Annotated in this window: 15 protein-coding genes; all 15 read left to right on the top strand. The window is 47.1% G+C overall.

Annotation, left to right across the window (positions count from 1 at the left end; translation table 11 throughout):
* Positions 1 to 3: 3 nt before the first annotated feature.
* The 15 genes from rplK (at position 4) to rplB (ending at position 17,062) form a co-directional block, all read left to right on the top strand.
* A complete protein-coding gene (gene rplK, locus BMW71_RS12395; RefSeq protein WP_092174268.1) occupies positions 4 to 447 on the top strand; it encodes a 50S ribosomal protein L11 in 444 nt (147 codons plus the stop codon).
* Positions 448 to 457: 10 nt separating this feature from the next.
* Positions 458 to 1,156: a 50S ribosomal protein L1 gene (gene rplA, locus BMW71_RS12400; protein WP_092174271.1), complete on the top strand. Its 699-nt coding sequence runs from the start codon at positions 458 to 460 to the stop codon at positions 1,154 to 1,156.
* A 2-nt stretch (positions 1,157 to 1,158) separates the two neighbouring features.
* On the top strand, positions 1,159 to 1,698 hold the full coding sequence (rplJ, locus tag BMW71_RS12405) for a 50S ribosomal protein L10 (RefSeq protein WP_092174274.1): 540 nt from the start codon (positions 1,159 to 1,161) through the stop codon (positions 1,696 to 1,698).
* 48 nt (positions 1,699 to 1,746) lie between these two features.
* Entirely contained in the window at positions 1,747 to 2,127 is a 381-nt protein-coding gene (gene rplL, locus BMW71_RS12410; RefSeq protein WP_092174277.1) for a 50S ribosomal protein L7/L12, read from the top strand.
* A gap of 157 nt (positions 2,128 to 2,284) precedes the next feature.
* On the top strand, positions 2,285 to 6,160 hold the full coding sequence (gene rpoB, locus BMW71_RS12415) for a DNA-directed RNA polymerase subunit beta (protein WP_092174280.1): 3,876 nt from the start codon (positions 2,285 to 2,287) through the stop codon (positions 6,158 to 6,160).
* A 48-nt stretch (positions 6,161 to 6,208) separates the two neighbouring features.
* The gene (gene rpoC / locus BMW71_RS12420) at positions 6,209 to 10,519 is read left to right on the top strand and encodes a DNA-directed RNA polymerase subunit beta' (RefSeq protein WP_092174282.1); all 4,311 of its coding nucleotides are present in this window, start codon (positions 6,209 to 6,211) and stop codon (positions 10,517 to 10,519) included.
* A 68-nt stretch (positions 10,520 to 10,587) separates the two neighbouring features.
* Positions 10,588 to 10,917, top strand: a complete 330-nt coding sequence (locus BMW71_RS12425; RefSeq protein ID WP_092174285.1) for a DUF3467 domain-containing protein — start codon at positions 10,588 to 10,590, stop codon at positions 10,915 to 10,917.
* Positions 10,918 to 11,076: 159 nt separating this feature from the next.
* A complete protein-coding gene (gene rpsL, locus BMW71_RS12430) occupies positions 11,077 to 11,460 on the top strand; it encodes a 30S ribosomal protein S12 (protein ID WP_009053171.1) in 384 nt (127 codons plus the stop codon).
* Between the two features lie 20 nt (positions 11,461 to 11,480).
* Positions 11,481 to 11,948, top strand: a complete 468-nt coding sequence (gene rpsG, locus BMW71_RS12435) for a 30S ribosomal protein S7 (protein WP_092174287.1) — start codon at positions 11,481 to 11,483, stop codon at positions 11,946 to 11,948.
* 6 nt (positions 11,949 to 11,954) lie between these two features.
* Positions 11,955 to 14,102 (top strand): elongation factor G, encoded by a 2,148-nt coding sequence (gene fusA / locus BMW71_RS12440; RefSeq protein ID WP_092174290.1) that lies wholly within the window; start codon positions 11,955 to 11,957, stop codon positions 14,100 to 14,102.
* 11 nt (positions 14,103 to 14,113) lie between these two features.
* The gene (rpsJ, locus tag BMW71_RS12445) at positions 14,114 to 14,419 is read left to right on the top strand and encodes a 30S ribosomal protein S10 (RefSeq protein ID WP_014020620.1); all 306 of its coding nucleotides are present in this window, start codon (positions 14,114 to 14,116) and stop codon (positions 14,417 to 14,419) included.
* 246 nt (positions 14,420 to 14,665) lie between these two features.
* Positions 14,666 to 15,298, top strand: coding sequence for a 50S ribosomal protein L3 (gene rplC, locus BMW71_RS12450; RefSeq protein ID WP_092174292.1), 633 nt, complete (start codon positions 14,666 to 14,668; stop codon positions 15,296 to 15,298).
* Positions 15,299 to 15,302: 4 nt separating this feature from the next.
* Positions 15,303 to 15,932, top strand: a complete 630-nt coding sequence (gene rplD, locus BMW71_RS12455) for a 50S ribosomal protein L4 (protein WP_092174295.1) — start codon at positions 15,303 to 15,305, stop codon at positions 15,930 to 15,932.
* 4 nt (positions 15,933 to 15,936) lie between these two features.
* Positions 15,937 to 16,224 (top strand): 50S ribosomal protein L23, encoded by a 288-nt coding sequence (gene rplW, locus BMW71_RS12460; RefSeq protein WP_092174298.1) that lies wholly within the window; start codon positions 15,937 to 15,939, stop codon positions 16,222 to 16,224.
* A gap of 13 nt (positions 16,225 to 16,237) precedes the next feature.
* The gene (rplB, locus tag BMW71_RS12465; RefSeq protein ID WP_092174300.1) at positions 16,238 to 17,062 is read left to right on the top strand and encodes a 50S ribosomal protein L2; all 825 of its coding nucleotides are present in this window, start codon (positions 16,238 to 16,240) and stop codon (positions 17,060 to 17,062) included.
* The last annotated feature ends 1 nt before the right edge of the window (position 17,063 follow it).

A 17,063-nucleotide genomic window follows, 5' to 3' on the forward strand; every position in this document is an offset into this window, starting at 1 on the left:
GAAATGGCTAAAGAAATCTCTGGTTATCTGAAACTACAAGTGAAGGGTGGCCAGGCAAACCCATCTCCTCCAGTTGGTCCGGCCCTTGGTTCAAAAGGGTTGAACATCATGGAGTTCTGCAAGCAGTTTAACGCCAGAACTCAGGATAAAATGGGCCAGGTTCTTCCTGTACTTGTGACGATTTATTCGGACAAGTCCTTTGATTTTGTGGTAAAAACGCCACCCGCAGCAATCATGCTGTTGGAGGCAGCAAAGTTGAAGAGTGGTTCTGCTGAACCCAACAGGAAAAAGGTAGGCGCAGTGTCCTGGGATCAGGTGAAAGAAATTGCAGAAGTGAAAATGCCCGATTTGAATGCTTTTCAGGTAGAGTCTGCCATGCGAATGGTAGCCGGTACCGCTAGAAGTATGGGAATCACAGTTTCAGGAAAAGCTCCTTGGGAGGAATAATACGTAAAAAATGGCTAAGTTAACAAAAAAGAAAAAAGAAGCTCTTTCTAAATACGACCCTAGCCAACACTATTCCCTGGCAGAGGCTTCGTCGTTAGTTAAGGAAATTACAAACACCAAGTTTGATTCCTCCATAGATCTGGATATCCGGTTGGGAGTGGACCCGCGAAAGGCTGACCAAATGGTTAGAGGCGTGGTAGCACTGCCGCATGGAACAGGTAAGGAGTTAAAGGTATTGGTGCTTTGTAGTCCTGACAAAGAAGAAGAAGCCAAAGAGGCAGGAGCCGATTATGTTGGTTTAGACGAGTACATTGCAAAGATTGAAGGGGGATGGACCGACATTGATGTCATCATCACCACTCCAAATGTAATGGCGAAAGTAGGTAGATTGGGTAGGGTTTTGGGTCCGCGAGGACTGATGCCAAATCCAAAGTCCGGTACCGTTACCCTCGATGTGGGGAAGGCGGTTAAAGAAGTGAAGGCTGGTAAAATTGATTTCAAGGTCGATAAATTTGGTATCATTCACGCAAGCGTTGGAAAGGTTTCCTTTACTCCTGAAAAAATTCAGGAAAACGCCCGGGAGTTGATCCTGACTATATCCAAATTGAAACCATCTGCTGCAAAGGGTACTTATTTTAGGAGTATTCATTTATCCAGCACCATGTCTCCGGGTATCGTCATCGATAAAAGTAGTATTCAAGGTATATAATTATGACTAGAGAAGATAAAAAGACCATAATTGAAGAACTTACCGACAAACTGAAGACTACTCCGCATTTTTACATTGCCGATGCGTCGGGGTTCAGCGTGGCCCAAATTAATAGCTTCAGAAAGGTTTGTTTCGAAAAAGGACTGGAATATCGGGTGTATAAGAATACCCTGATCAAAAAAGCCCTTGAAAACCTGGAAGCTGACTATGCCGAATTTGCCGAACAAACACTGAAAGGATTTTCCGGCATCTTGTTTTCACAGGAAGTGGGTAACCTGCCGGCAAAAGTCATCCTTGATTTCCGGAAAAAACTGGGACCTAAGGAGAAACGTCCGGTGTTCAAAGGAGCCTCTGTAGACGGGGATCAATTTCTTGGAGAAGCAAATCTGGAAGTCCTGTCCAAATTGAAATCCAAAGAGGAATTGGTTGGAGAAGTCATCAGCTTGCTGCAATCTCCGGCTACCAATGTGGTATCTGCGCTTCAAAGCGGTAAAAATATTCTTGCCGGTCTGGTAAAAACCCTGGCCGAGAAAGAAGCTTAATCAAATCATTCAAATTAGTAAAAACAATCAATTTAAATATTTAATACAATGGCAGATCTTAAAGCATTCGCTGAGCAGTTAGTTAACTTGACTGTAAAAGAGGTAAATGAGTTGGCCGCAATTTTGAAAGATGAATATGGTATCGAACCCGCTGCTGCTGCCGCTACTGTAGTAGCTGGAGGTGGAGCCGCTGGCGAAGGTGCTGCTGAAGAAGAAAAAACTTCTTTTGATGTTGTCTTAAAAGCTGCAGGTGGACAAAAATTGGCAGTCGTGAAACTTGTAAAAGAATTGACAGGTTTGGGACTAAAAGAAGCCAAAGAAGTGGTAGACAGCGCTCCTAAAGCTGTAAAAGAAGGAGTAAGCAAAGAAGAAGCCGAAGCGCTTAAAAAGCAACTTGAAGAAGCCGGAGCTGAAGTCGAGCTTAAATAACATTGAATAGCCAACTCCGATTGGATTTGGTTTACCGGTAACAGACCTGACTTATCAGTCAGGTCTTTTCCTGTTTATGGACAATAAAATAATTGTACTTTTTTAAGTGCAAATTGTCCTTTGTTTATAAAAACTTTCACTAAAATTATATACTGCCTTGGCTATCCAGAATCAAACCGAAAGGAAAAGTTTCTCATCCATAAAGGTAGTCAAAGACTATCCGGATTTCTTAGATATTCAACTGCAATCCTTCAAGGATTTCTTCCAGTTGGATACCCCTGCAGAGAAAAGAAGGCAGGATGGTCTGTTCAAGGTATTTTCTGAGAATTTCCCGATCAGTGACTCCCGGGAAAACTTCACCCTTGAATTCATCGACTATACCGTAGATCCCCCAAAATACAATGTTTCCGAAAGCATCGACCGAGGGCTTACGTACTCCGTACCTCTGAAGGCGAAATTGCGGCTGCTTTGCTCCGACGAAGACAACGAGGATTTTGAAACCATCGAGCAGGAGGTATTCCTAGGTAATCTTCCCTACATGACCGAGAAGGGGTCCTTCGTCATCAACGGTGCCGAAAGGGTCATTGTCTCCCAACTGCACCGGTCTCCTGGTGTCTTCTTTGCCCAAAGTAAACATACCAACGGTACCAAACTGTATTCTGCCCGGATCATTCCTTTCAAGGGATCCTGGATCGAATTTGCGACCGATATCAATAACGTGATGTACGCCTATATTGACCGGAAAAAGAAGTTTCCGGTAACAACCCTGTTGCGGGCGATTGGCTATGGATCGGATAAGCAAATTTTGGATTTGTTCGGACTTTCGGAGGAAGTGGAGTCCAACAAATCAACGCTGAAGAAAATTATTGGCAGAAAACTGGCAGCCCGCGTATTGCGGACCTGGGTGGAGGATTTTGTCGACGAAGATACCGGGGAAGTGGTGTCCATCGACCGAAACGAAGTGTTGCTCGAAAGGGACAGTATTCTTACAGACGAAGACATTGATCTGATCCTTGAATCCGGCACGAAAAGCGTAATCCTACACCGGGAAGACGTAAACATTGCCGACTATTCGATCATCTACAATACCCTTCAGAAAGATAATTCCAACTCCGAAAAGGAGGCGGTAGAGGTGATTTACCGGCAGCTGAGAAATACCGAAGCACCGGATGAAGCCACCGCAAGAGAGGTCATTCACGGCCTTTTCTTCTCTGACAAGCGGTACGACCTGGGAGAAGTAGGCCGGTACCGAATCAACAAGAAGTTAGGGCTCAACATCGATGCCGATAAGATCGTGTTGACTACCGAGGACATTATTTCGATTGTAAAATACCTGATCGGCTTGATCAATTCGAAAGCAGTAGTAGACGATATTGATCACCTGAGCAACCGCCGGGTACGAACGGTGGGCGAGCAGCTCTACAGTCAATTCGGGGTAGGACTTGCCCGAATGGCCCGCACCATACGCGAGCGGATGAATGTACGGGACAACGAAGATTTCAAGCCGGTTGATCTGATTAATGCCAGGACCTTGTCTTCGGTAATTAATTCCTTTTTTGGCACCAACCAGTTGAGCCAGTTTATGGACCAAACCAACCCCCTCGCCGAACTTACCCACAAGCGTAGGTTGTCGGCTTTGGGTCCGGGTGGACTATCCAGGGAGCGTGCCGGATTTGAGGTTCGGGATGTTCACTACACCCATTACGGGCGTTTGTGTACGATCGAGACTCCTGAAGGTCCAAATATTGGATTGATATCTTCTCTCTGTGTGCATGCAAAGGTGAACAGCATGGGCTTTCTCGAAACACCTTACCGAAAAGTAAGCGAGGGAAAAGTGAGTATGAATGTGGAAGACATTGTATTCCTTACGGCCGAAGAAGAAGATGATAACAACATTGCCCAGGCCAATGCACCTTTGGATGAAAAAGGGAATTTTGTTAACGATAAGGTAAAAGCCAGATTTGAGGGTGATTTCCCTGTATTGGAACCCAAAGAGATTTCCTACATGGACGTTGCGCCCAACCAGATTGTTTCTGTGGCGGCTTCGTTGATTCCGTTTCTGGAGCATGACGATGCCAACCGGGCACTCATGGGCTCGAACATGCAGCGCCAGGCGGTTCCTCTTTTGAAGGCGGAAGCGCCAATCGTTGGTACGGGACTCGAAGGCAAGGCCGCGATCGATTCACGTTCCCTTATTTTGGCAGAAGCGGATGGCGTAGTCGACTATGTGGACGCCGAAAAAATCGTATTAAAATACGAACTGTCCAGCGACGAACTGTTGGTCAATTTTAGTGACGAATACAAGACATACGATCTGATTAAGTTCAGAAGGACGAACCAGGACACTACCATCAACCTGACTCCCATCGTTTTGAAGGGACAGAAAGTAGTGAAAGGTCAGGTGCTGGTCGAAGGGTATTCTACCAATAAAGGAGAACTGGCCTTGGGTAAAAACCTGCTGGTGGCCTACATGCCTTGGCAGGGATACAACTTCGAGGATGCCATTGTAATTTCCGAGCGGGTGGTACGGGAGGATATATTTACCTCCATTCACATCGAAGAGTTTCAGCTGGAGGTTCGGGATACCAAACGAGGGGAGGAAGAACTAACCTCTGAAATTCCGAATGTATCCGAAGACGCGGTCAAAAACCTCGACGAAAACGGGATTATCCGCGTTGGATCGGAGATCAAAGAAGGCGACATCATCATCGGTAAAATTACTCCAAAGGGTGAGACGGATCCGACTCCGGAAGAGAAGCTGCTACGGGCGATCTTTGGTGATAAGGCTGGTGATGTAAAAGATGCTTCCTTGAAAGCCTCTCCCTCCTTGAACGGAGTGGTGATTGAGACCAAATTGTTTTCCAGACCGAAAAAAGACAAGGATCTCCGGGCCAAGGCCAAAGCTGAGGTAGAGCGCTTGAAGCAAAAGTACAGCAAGGATTTGTTGGCTGTTCGTGCCAAGATGATTGAGAAACTCGTTCAGATCCTGGAAGGGAAAGTTTCGAACGGCGTGCGCCATAAATTTGGAGATGAGATCATCAGCAAAGGCGTCAAGTTTAACTACCAAAACATCGAGAATAACCTGTTTCCAGCCAAAAACCCGTATCGTGACGAGAGCAACTACAATGTAGCGGAGGAGGTTAACCTGATATCCGATATTATTTTGGATGATTGGACTGACGACGAGCACGTAAACCTTTTGGTGCAGAAACTGGTGAAGAACTACACGAACACGCGTAACGAGATTTCCGGAATTTTCAAACGGGATAAATTCACGCTGGAAGTTGGGGACGAGTTGCCCGCAGGTATCGTTCAGCTGGCCAAGGTTTACGTTGCCAAGAAGCGAAAGCTAAAAGTGGGGGATAAAATGGCCGGTCGGCATGGTAACAAAGGCATCGTGGCCCGAATTGTTCGGGATGAGGACATGCCTTTCCTGGAAGACGGCTCTCCCATGGACATCGTGTTGAATCCGCTTGGCGTACCATCGCGAATGAACATTGGTCAGATTTTTGAAACCGTATTGGCTTGGGCTGGCAGGACGTTGGGTAAGACCTACGCCACGCCGATCTTTGATGGGGCGACCACGGAGGAAGTTGCGGCGGAACTTGAGAAGGCAGGTCTTCCCTCTTTCGGGAGAACGTACCTGTACGATGGATTGACGGGTAAGAAGTTTGACCAACCGGTGACGGTAGGAATTTCCTACATGTTGAAGTTGGGTCACCTCGTGGACGACAAGATGCATGCACGTTCCATTGGACCGTATTCGTTGATTACCCAACAGCCCTTGGGCGGAAAGGCCCAATTTGGCGGTCAGCGTTTTGGAGAAATGGAAGTATGGGCCTTGGAGGCTTTCGGTGCGTCACACGTATTGCGGGAGATCCTGACAGTGAAGTCGGATGATGTCATCGGGCGGGCCAAAGCCTATGAATCCATTGTAAAGGGCGAAAATTTGCCAAAAGCAAATATCCCTGAGTCGTTTAACGTACTGGTACACGAACTCCGGGGACTTGCATTGGAAATTACGCTTGACTAACTTAGAAACCATTAGGCCTTTCGGGGTCTTCAACTACACACAAAAACTATGGCGTTCAGAAAAAATAAGAAACTAAACAACGACTTTTCCAGAGTCACCATAAGTTTGGCTTCTCCGGAGTCCATTTTGGACAGTTCGCATGGGGAAGTTACGCAGCCGGAAACCATCAACTACCGGACGTATAAGCCTGAGATGGGCGGGTTGTTTTGCGAGCGGATATTTGGTCCGGTCAAGGACTGGGAATGTCATTGTGGAAAATACAAGCGCATACGATACAAGGGGATTATTTGTGACCGTTGTGGAGTGGAAGTGACAGAAAAGAAGGTACGAAGGGAGCGGATGGGACACATCGAACTGGTGGTTCCCGTTGCACATATCTGGTACTTCAAGTCCTTACCCAATAAGATTGGTTACCTGTTGGGATTGCCTACAAAAAAATTGGATCAAATCGTCTATTACGAGCGATACGTCGTGATACAGGCTGGAGCGAAGGCAGACGATGGCCTGCAATACCTGGATTTTTTGACCGAAGACGAGTACCTGGATATCATGGACAAGCTTCCGAAAGAAAACCAAATGCTGGATGATGACGATCCCAATAAATTCATCGCCAAAATGGGTGCGGAGGCATTGGAGATGCTCCTCGCCAGATTGGATTTGGATGACCTGTCTTACAGCCTGCGGCATCAGGCAGCTACCGATACTTCCCAACAGCGAAAGGCAGAGGCCTTGAAGCGGTTGAAAGTAGTCGAAGCGTTTCGGGATGCCCGAACCAGAATCGAAAACCGACCCGAATGGATGGTTGTGCGGATGGTTCCGGTAATTCCACCCGAACTTCGCCCGCTGGTTCCTCTGGACGGAGGGAGATTTGCTACCTCGGATCTGAACGACCTTTACCGCCGTGTAATCATACGAAACAATCGTCTGAAGCGCTTGATCGACATAAAAGCGCCCGAAGTCATTCTTAGAAACGAAAAAAGAATGCTTCAGGAGGCGGTGGATTCCCTGTTCGACAATTCCCGAAAGGTGAATGCCGTACGTTCGGATGGTAATCGAGCCTTGAAATCCCTTTCCGACATGTTGAAAGGAAAGCAGGGACGTTTCCGTCAAAACCTGCTGGGTAAACGAGTGGATTATTCCGGTCGTTCCGTGATCGTGGTAGGTCCGGAACTGAAATTGCACGAATGCGGTCTTCCGAAGAACATGGCAGCCGAGCTTTTCAAGCCTTTTATTATTCGAAAACTTATCGAAAGAGGCATCGTAAAGACGGTGAAGTCCGCAAAGAAAATCGTGGACAGAAAAGATCCGGTAGTATGGGATATCCTGGAAAATGTACTGAAAGGGCACCCGGTATTACTGAACCGTGCACCGACCCTGCACCGATTGGGAATTCAGGCATTTCAACCCAAGTTGATTGAAGGCAAAGCGATTCAGTTGCACCCCTTGGTGTGTACCGCCTTTAATGCGGATTTTGATGGGGATCAGATGGCGGTTCACGTGCCATTGGGACACGAAGCAATTCTGGAGGCATCTACCCTGATGCTCTCCTCTCATAACATCCTTAACCCGGCAAATGGAGCACCTATTACCGTTCCTTCTCAGGACATGGTATTGGGATTGTACTACGTGACCAAAGGGATGAAATCCACGGAAGAAAATCCGGTGGAAGGAGAGGGCATGACGTTCTATGGACAGGAGGAAGTCCTCATCGCACTGAATGAGGGGGCCATTTCCAAGCATGCGCATGTAAAATGTAAAGTAAAAGTAAGAAACGAAGACGGTTCACTTTCCGAGAAAATCGTCGATACGGTGGCTGGCAGGCTTATTTTTAATCAGTTTGTGCCCGAGCAGGTTGGTTTTGTCAACGAATTGTTGACGAAAAAGAAGTTGCAGCAGATCATCGCGGAGGTCGTGAAGATTTGCGGTATCGCCCGCTCCGCTCAGTTTTTGGACGACATTAAGCACTTGGGATTCCAGATGGCCTACCAGGGCGGATTGTCCATGGGACTGGACGATGTGATTATTCCGGAAGACAAAGAACCGCTGATCGAAAAAGCGAAAAGTGAAGTCGATCAGGTATGGAACAACTACCTGATGGGCTTAATCACCGACAACGAACGGTACAATCAGGTAATCGATATCTGGACCCGAACCAACTCTAACCTGACCAATATTCTGATGCGTCAGATGGAAGAGGACAATCAGGGATTCAATGCCATTTATATGATGATGCACTCCGGAGCCCGGGGTTCCAGAGAGCAGATTCGTCAGTTGGGAGGCATGAGGGGCTTGATGGCCAAGCCGCAGAAAAACCTTCAGGGATCTGTTGGAGAAATCATCGAGAACCCCATTCTGTCCAACTTTAAAGAAGGATTGGATGTATTGGAATACTTTATTTCTACGCACGGAGCCAGAAAGGGTCTGGCGGATACCGCACTAAAAACAGCCGATGCCGGGTACCTTACCCGGCGATTGGTGGACGTGGCACAGGACATGATTATCTCGGAAGAGGATTGTGGAACCCTAAGGGGGCTGGTTGTTCAGGCTCTGAAAGACAACGACGAAATCGTTGAGCCGCTGTCCGAGCGCGTCGTGGGTAGGATTGCGGTGCACGACGTGATCGACCCAATTTCCGACGAAGTGATCATCGAATCCGGTGAGGAGATTACGGACATCGTGGCCAAAGCCATTGATGACTCCGCAGTAGAAGAAATCGAGATCAGATCCGTACTTACCTGCGAAACCCGTAGGGGGGTATGTTCCAAATGCTACGGACGCAACCTGGCAACCGGCAAGCAAGTACAAGTAGGCGAGTCGGTAGGCGTGATCGCTGCCCAGTCCATTGGAGAGCCCGGGACGCAGTTGACGCTACGAACCTTCCACGTGGGAGGTACCGCTTCAAATATTTCCGTAGAAGCCAGCATCAACTCCAAGTTTGACGGTGTGGTGGAATTTGAGGAAGAATTGCGTTGGATTAAGACCACTAATAAGGATGGGGACGAAGTTTCCATCGTGATGGGAAGGTCCGGAGAGATCAAAGTGAACGACGTAAAGTCTGGAAAAACACTGGTCTCCAACCACGTTCCATACGGAGCAATCCTGAACGTAACGGACGGTCAAAAAATCGCTAAAGGCGAATCCCTGTGTACATGGGATCCGTACAATGCGGTAATTTTGTCGGAGTTCGACGGGAAAGTCGATTTTGAAGCCATCATTGAAGGAATTACCTACAAAGAGGTGGCAGATGATCAGACCGGATACCGGGAAAAGGTAATCATTGATACCAAGGATAAGACCAAAAACCCGGCGGTGGTAGTTGCGCATGGCGAGGAGTCCAAGTCGTACAACATTCCAGTGGGAGCCCACCTTTCGGTGGAGAAGGGCGAAGACGTGAAAGCCGGTCAGATTTTGGTAAAAATCCCTCGGTCTGTGGGTAAAACCCGGGACATTACCGGTGGTTTGCCACGAGTTACGGAATTGTTTGAAGCGAGAAACCCTTCCAATCCGGCAGTGGTCTCTGAAATAGACGGTGTAGTGATTTACGGTGGTATCAAGCGGGGTAACCGGGAGATTTTTATTGAATCCAGAGATGGGGTGAAGAAGCGCTACATGGTTTCTCTTTCCAAGCACATTTTGGTTCAGGAAAACGACTTTATCCGCGCAGGAGAACCCCTGTCGGATGGGGCCATCACCCCCAACGATATCCTATCGATCAAAGGGCCTACAGCGGTACAGGAGTACCTGGTCAACGAGATTCAGGAGGTATACCGATTGCAGGGCGTGAAAATCAATGATAAGCACATCGAGGTGATCGTCAGTCAGATGATGCAGAAAGTAGAAATACTGGACGCAGGTGACACGGGATTTTTGCAAAATCAGATTGTGGACAAATGGGCGTTCCGTGAGGAAAACGACATGATTCTGGATAAGAAAGTTGTCATGGATGCGGGTGACTCTGCTACCCTGAAACCGGGAATGATCATCACGGCCAGAAGGCTGCGGGACGAGAACTCCAGTCTGAAGCGGAAGGACATGAAACTGGTTCAGGTGCGGGATGCACAGACTGCGGTATCACAGCCTACCCTACAGGGAATAACCGCTTCCTCCTTGGGAACAGAGAGCTTTATCTCTGCGGCGTCTTTTCAGGAAACCACCAAGGTATTGAGCGAAGCAGCCATTCGTGGCAAGCGAGACGAACTGTTGGGACTGAAGGAAAACGTGATCGTGGGTCATTTGATTCCCGCCGGAACGGGTCAACGTAAGTTTAATAACTTGATCGTAGGATCGAAAGAAGAATACGAACTACTGACGGCTGAGAAAGAAAACAGCACTAAAAAAGTTCGTGAAACGATAAAATAAGGAGATAGCTTGCAAAAAAGGGTCTGCACAATGCGGCAGGCCCTTTTTTATTCAAACACTGGTAACTCATGGAAGACGACACTACACCTGATAACGAGCAGCAACAGCAGATCAACGTGGAATTGAGCGACGAGGTGGCTGAGGGGATCTATTCCAACCTGGCCATGATCGCCCATTCCAACTCTGAATTTGTTGTCGATTTTATCCGCTTAATGCCGGGTATTCCCAAGGCCAAGGTAAAAGCAAGGATCATCATGACGCCCGACCATGCCAAGCGTTTGTTGCTGGCATTAAAAGACAATATTGAGAAGTATGAAAAAGCTTTTGGGAAAATTGAAGGTGGTAGCGATGCCCCTAGGTTTCCTTTGAATTTTGGTGGTACCCTGGGCGAAGCCTGATGGCTTTTCTGTAAACGTGCGAGGCGGGGAACAGGAGCCAATGTACGATTCACCGAAAGCTAAAATATAAGTCCTTAATTTTGTTTGTTTTATTGATTTGTTTACCTTTGCAATCCGAAATTTATAAGTTTAAAAGCAGAATAATTAATTTATCTATTAATGCCTACTATACAACAGTTAGTTAGAAAAGGTAGAACCACTCTAGAGAGTAAGTCCAAGTCAAGAGCCTTGGATGCCTGTCCTCAGAGGAGGGGTGTGTGCACCAGGGTGTACACCACCACGCCGAAAAAGCCTAATTCTGCCATGAGAAAGGTAGCCAGGGTTCGATTGACCAACGGGAAAGAGGTCAATGCGTACATTCCAGGAGAAGGTCACAACCTGCAGGAGCACTCCATCGTGTTAATCCGGGGTGGACGGGTGAAGGATTTGCCAGGGGTACGGTACCACATCATTCGTGGAGCCTTGGATACTGCCGGGGTGAAAGACCGAAAGCAGGGTCGTTCCAAGTACGGAGCGAAGCGTCCAAAGGCCGCCAAAAAGTAATTATTTAATCCGAGAATAAAATGAGAAAAGCGAAACCAAAAAAGAGGTATATTCTTCCTGATCCCAAATTCAATGACACGTTGGTCACAAGGTTTGTCAATTGTTTGATGGTGGATGGTAAGAAAAGTATTGCCTACCGAATCTTCTACGATGCCATAGAAAAGGTAGAGGAAAAAGTAGGTGAGAATGGTCTTGAGGTTTGGAAAAAAGCGCTTAACAATATTACTCCCGCTGTAGAGGTGAAGAGTCGTAGGGTTGGGGGTGCAACTTTCCAGGTACCTTTGGAAGTAAGACCAGAACGGAAAATTTCCCTGGGTATCAAGTGGATGATCACTTTTGCCAGAAAGAGGGGCGAGAAAACCATGATGGATCGATTGGCGGGAGAGATTATTTCTGCATCCAAAGGTGAAGGAGCTGCGGTAAAGAAAAAGGATGACACGCATAGAATGGCAGAGGCCAATAAAGCATTCTCGCATTTTAGATTTTAATAGATAATGGCAAAAAAAGACTTAAAGTATTTAAGAAACATCGGTATCATGGCTCACATTGACGCCGGAAAGACGACCACTTCCGAGCGTATTTTGTATTACACCGGCTTGTCACACAAGATTGGTGAAGTACACGATGGAGCGGCTACCATGGACTGGATGGAGCAGGAGCAGGAAAGAGGCATCACCATTACCTCTGCCGCCACTACTACCAAGTGGAAGTACCCGACTGTTCAAGGAGTTGCCAACGACGATACCAAAGACTATCAGATCAACCTGATCGATACGCCCGGTCACGTGGATTTTACCGTAGAGGTAGAACGATCGCTTCGGGTGTTGGATGGTGCGGTGGCCTTATTCTGTGCCGTATCTGGTGTGGAGCCACAATCTGAAACCGTCTGGAGACAAGCCGATAAATACCACGTGCCAAGAATTTGTTTTGTCAACAAAATGGATCGGGCAGGAGCAGACTTTTTTAATGCTGTCGCCGAAATAAAAGAGAAATTGGGTGCCAATCCGGTGCCCCTTCAGATTCCGATTGGAGCTGAAGAAACGTTTAAAGGCGTGGTCGATCTGATTACCAATCAGGCAGTAGTCTGGAATGAAGAAGATCAGGGCATGACCTACAAGGTGATTGAGATTCCCGAAGATCTGAAAGAGACTGTTGCGGAATATCGGCAAAGCCTAATTGAGCAAGTTGCTTCGTATGACGAGGCCTTGATGGAAAAGTTCTTTGAGGATGAGAACTCCATCACAAAGGAAGAAATGATGGCGGCCATCCGTAAAGCCGTAATCAACATGGATTTTTCTCCGGTACTCTGTGGTTCGGCGTTTAAAAACAAAGGAGTGCAGGCCCTGTTGGATGCCGTTATTGCGTACTTGCCTTGTCCGTTAGATTTGCCGCCTGTCAAAGGTACCAATCCGGATACCGAAGAGCCAGTAGTACGCCACCCGGATAGCGACGACCATTTTGCTGCTCTGGCGTTTAAAATTGCTACAGATCCGTTTGTAGGGCGTCTGGCCTTTATGCGGGTGTATTCCGGCAAACTGGAGGCTGGTTCGTATGTGTTCAACACCCGGACCGACAAAAAAGAACGTATTTCCCGATTGCTTCAAATGCACTCCAACAAGCAAAATCCCATCGATCGCGTAGAAGCGGGAGATATTTGCGCCGGTGTTGGGTTCAAGGACATTAAGACAGGGGATACGCTTTGCGATGAAAAGCATAAGGTGGTACTCGAAGAGATGACGTTCCCAGAGCCGGTAATCGGCTATGCCATTGAGGCCAAGACACAGGCCGATGTGGATAAATTGGGAATGGCTATTTCCAAATTGGTAGAGGAAGATCCTACACTGCATGTAAATACCGACCACGAAACTGGTCAGGTTATCTTGCGAGGCATGGGCGAACTTCACCTTGAAATCATTATTGATCGCTTAAAGCGGGAGTTCAAAGTTGAAATCAATCAAGGTGCACCGCAGGTGGCCTACAAGGAAGCATTGTTTGCCAGTGTTGAGCACAAGGAAGTATACAAGAAACAAACCGGTGGTAAAGGTAAATTTGCCGATATTGTTTTTGAGATTGGTCCAAGAGAGCCAGAACCAGAAACCAATGAAATCAAGCAAGGGTTGGATTTTGTGAATGGCATTGTGGGTGGTGTGATCCCGAAGGAATTTATCCCAGCCATTCAAAAGGGTTTTGCAGAAGCGATGAAAAACGGTCCATTGGCCGGTTATCCCATCGAGTCGATGAAGGTAAGGTTGTTTCATGGATCTTTCCACGACGTGGATTCGGATTCCCTTTCTTTTGAGATGGCCGCGAGGATTGGTTTCAAGGAGGCTGCAAAGAAATGTAAGCCGCAGTTATTGGAGCCCATTATGGCAGTAGAGGTCGTTTCTCCCGATGAGTACACAGGACCCGTTACCGGCGACCTTAACCGTAGAAGAGGTCTAATGAAGGGAATGGATACAAAAGGTGCAGCCACGGTAATCAAAGCTTCCGTGCCTTTATCTGAGCTGTTTGGGTATGTTACCGATTTAAGGACCATATCTTCCGGGCGGGCATCTGCTTCCCTTACATTTTCCCACTACGATCCTGTACCAACCAATATTGCTGAAGGCATCATTGCCAAAGTAAAAGGAGAGAAGGCTTAAATCAATCGAAAATGAATCAGAAAATCAGAATAAAATTAAAGTCATACGATCACAGTCTGGTGGATAAGTCATCGGAGAAGATTGTGAAAGCTGTAAAATCCACAGGTGCCGTGGTAGTAGGACCAATTCCGCTACCTACGAAGAAAGAGAAGTTCACCGTGTTAAAGTCCCCCCATGTCAACAAGAAGGCCCGGGAGCAATTTCAGCTGTGCACGTACAAGCGACTTGTAGATATTTACTCCAATAGTTCCAAAACGGTGGATGCTTTAATGAAAATTGAGCTTCCTAGCGGTGTGGATGTAGAGATCAAGGTCTGACCTGATCGGAAGCGAGCTAAAAATAAGCCCGTGCCAGTATTGGTACGGGCTTTTTAGGTCCCCGGTAATTGGTCCGGCCGGACTTACGGAAAATATTCTCTTGCAGAATGCTTTTGAGGTAGCTAATTGTTTGAAAATATTCAGGTTGCGGTTTGCAAGCTGGAATTAAATTACTAACTTTGCAATCCTTTAAAAGGGCACAGGTGTGTAAATGCTTGTGTATCATCGTATATTATATATCCAAAGATGTCTGGAATTATAGGTAAGAAAATCGGAATGACTAGTATTTTTAGTGCCGATGGACGTAATGTCGCATGCACGTTAATAGAAGCTGGTCCTTGCGTAGTGACGCAAGTAAAAAATGTAGAAACAGACGGGTACAACGCTGTACAATTGGCATATGGGGAGCGTAAGGAAAAGAATACGCCTAAGCCGTTGATTGGCCATTTCAAAAAGGCTGGCACCACGCCAAAGCAGAAAGTTGTTGAATTCAGGGATTTCAGAGTGGAATTCGAAGGACAGGTAGACATGGGTAAAACCGTGATCTCCGATCAGGTTTTTGTGGAAGGAGATTTCGTGGATGCCATCGGAACCTCCAAGGGAAAAGGATTTCAGGGTGTAGTAAAGCGGCACGGCTTTGGTGGTGTTGGTGGAGCTACACACGGTCAGCACAACCGGGCACGTCATCCAGGTTCCATCGGTGCCTGCTCCTGGCCTTCCAGGGTATTTAAGGGCATGCGAATGGCCGGAAGAACCGGAGGCAACAGGGTTAAGGTACTTAATTTACGTGTGCTGAAAATTTACCCTGAAAAGAACCTGCTTTTAGTAAGCGGGTCCATTCCGGGAGCCAAAAATTCTTTTGTGATTCTAGAGAAGTAAGAAGATGGAATTAGCAATATTAAAACAAACCGGTGAAGATACCGGACGGAAAATCACGCTCTCTGAGGATATTTTTGCTCTGGAGCCGAATGATCATGCGATTTACCTGGATGTCAAACAATACCTGGCAAACAAAAGACAGGGAACGCATAAGTCGAAGGAAAGAGCGGAGATTTCCGGTTCTACCAAGAAGATTAAGAAACAAAAAGGTACCGGTGGGGCTCGTGCAGGTTCTATCAAATCTCCCGTTTTCAGGGGAGGAGGTAGGGTATTCGGCCCGAAACCCCGGGATTATTCCTTTAAGTTAAATAAAAAGTTAAAACAGGTCGCCAGAAAATCAGCGCTTTCCTACAAAGCAAAGGAAAATGGGCTGTTGGTACTGGAAGACCCGGTTTTTGACGCGCCACGCACCAAAGATTACATCAGTCTGCTTACCAACCTGTCCTTGCTGGGAAAGAAAACGCTACTGGTGGTGGCCGAAAACAACAAGAATTTGTACCTGTCCTCCAGGAATTTGCAGAAAACCAAGGTCAGAATGGTGGACGAGTTGAACACCTATGAGCTGTTAGATGCAGATAGTTTGGTCCTTTGTGAAGGTGCAGTGAGTAAATTAGAAACCCTTTTATCGAAGTAAAATCATGGATATATTAAAAAGACCTTTGATTACGGAAAAGATCTCTGCCATGAACGAACGTGGGGTCTATGGTTTTGTAGTGGAAAAAACTGCTAAAAAGCCGCAGATCAAAGCCGCCGTGGAAAAAATGTACGGGGTGAAGGTAGTGGACGTGCGCACCATGCGCTACGCGGCCAAGAAAAAGACCAGGTACACCAAATCCAAAATCGTGTCCGGGTACACCAACACGTTTAAGAAAGCAATGGTACAGGTAGCAGAAGGTGAAATCATTGATTTTTACGGAGAAATTTAATTGAATCAAAGCAATGGCAGTTAAGAAATTAAAACCTGTAACCCCCGGTACCCGATTTAGAGTAGCTCCTTCTTTCGATGAGATTACAAAATCAACCCCGGAGAAGAGCCTTTTGGCTCCTTTGAAGAAGTCCGGTGGCAGGAACCATACCGGTAAGATGACCTCCAGGTACATTGGAGGTGGACATAAGAGAAAACTAAGGATCGTTGACTTTAAGCGGGAGAAAGAAGGGATCCCAGCCGTGGTAAAGAGCATTGAGTACGATCCAAACCGAACCGCCCGAATCGCCTTGTTGTACTACGCAGACGGCGCGAAGGCCTACATGCTTGCGCCCGAAGGTCTTGAGGTAGGTCAGACCGTATCTTGTGGGGAAAAGGCTGCGCCCGAAGTGGGGAATACACTGTTTTTAAAGAATATCCCCCTGGGTACCATCATTCACAATATTGAGTTGAAGCCTGGAAAAGGTGGTGCGATGGCGCGAAGTGCAGGTGGCTACGCCCAGTTGTTGGCCAGGGAAGGAAAGTACGTAACGGTAAAACTTCCCTCCGGTGAGATGCGCATGGTGTTGAGTACCTGCAAAGCGACGATTGGAACCGTATCCAACGGAGATCATATGAACGTGGTACTTGGAAAAGCAGGTCGAAAGAGATGGTTGGGAAGAAGACCGAGAACCAGAGGTGTGGCCATGAACCCTGTTGATCACCCGATGGGTGGTGGGGAAGGCCGTTCTTCGGGAGGGCATCCTCGTTCCAGAACTGGCTTGTTGGCGAAGGGTAAAAAGACCCGTTCGCGCAAGAAGTATTCCAATAAATTTATCATAAGCAGAAGATCTAAGTAAC

The sequence above is a fragment of the Cyclobacterium xiamenense genome, from assembly GCF_900109255.1.
GTDB lineage: Bacteria > Bacteroidota > Bacteroidia > Cytophagales > Cyclobacteriaceae > Cyclobacterium > Cyclobacterium xiamenense.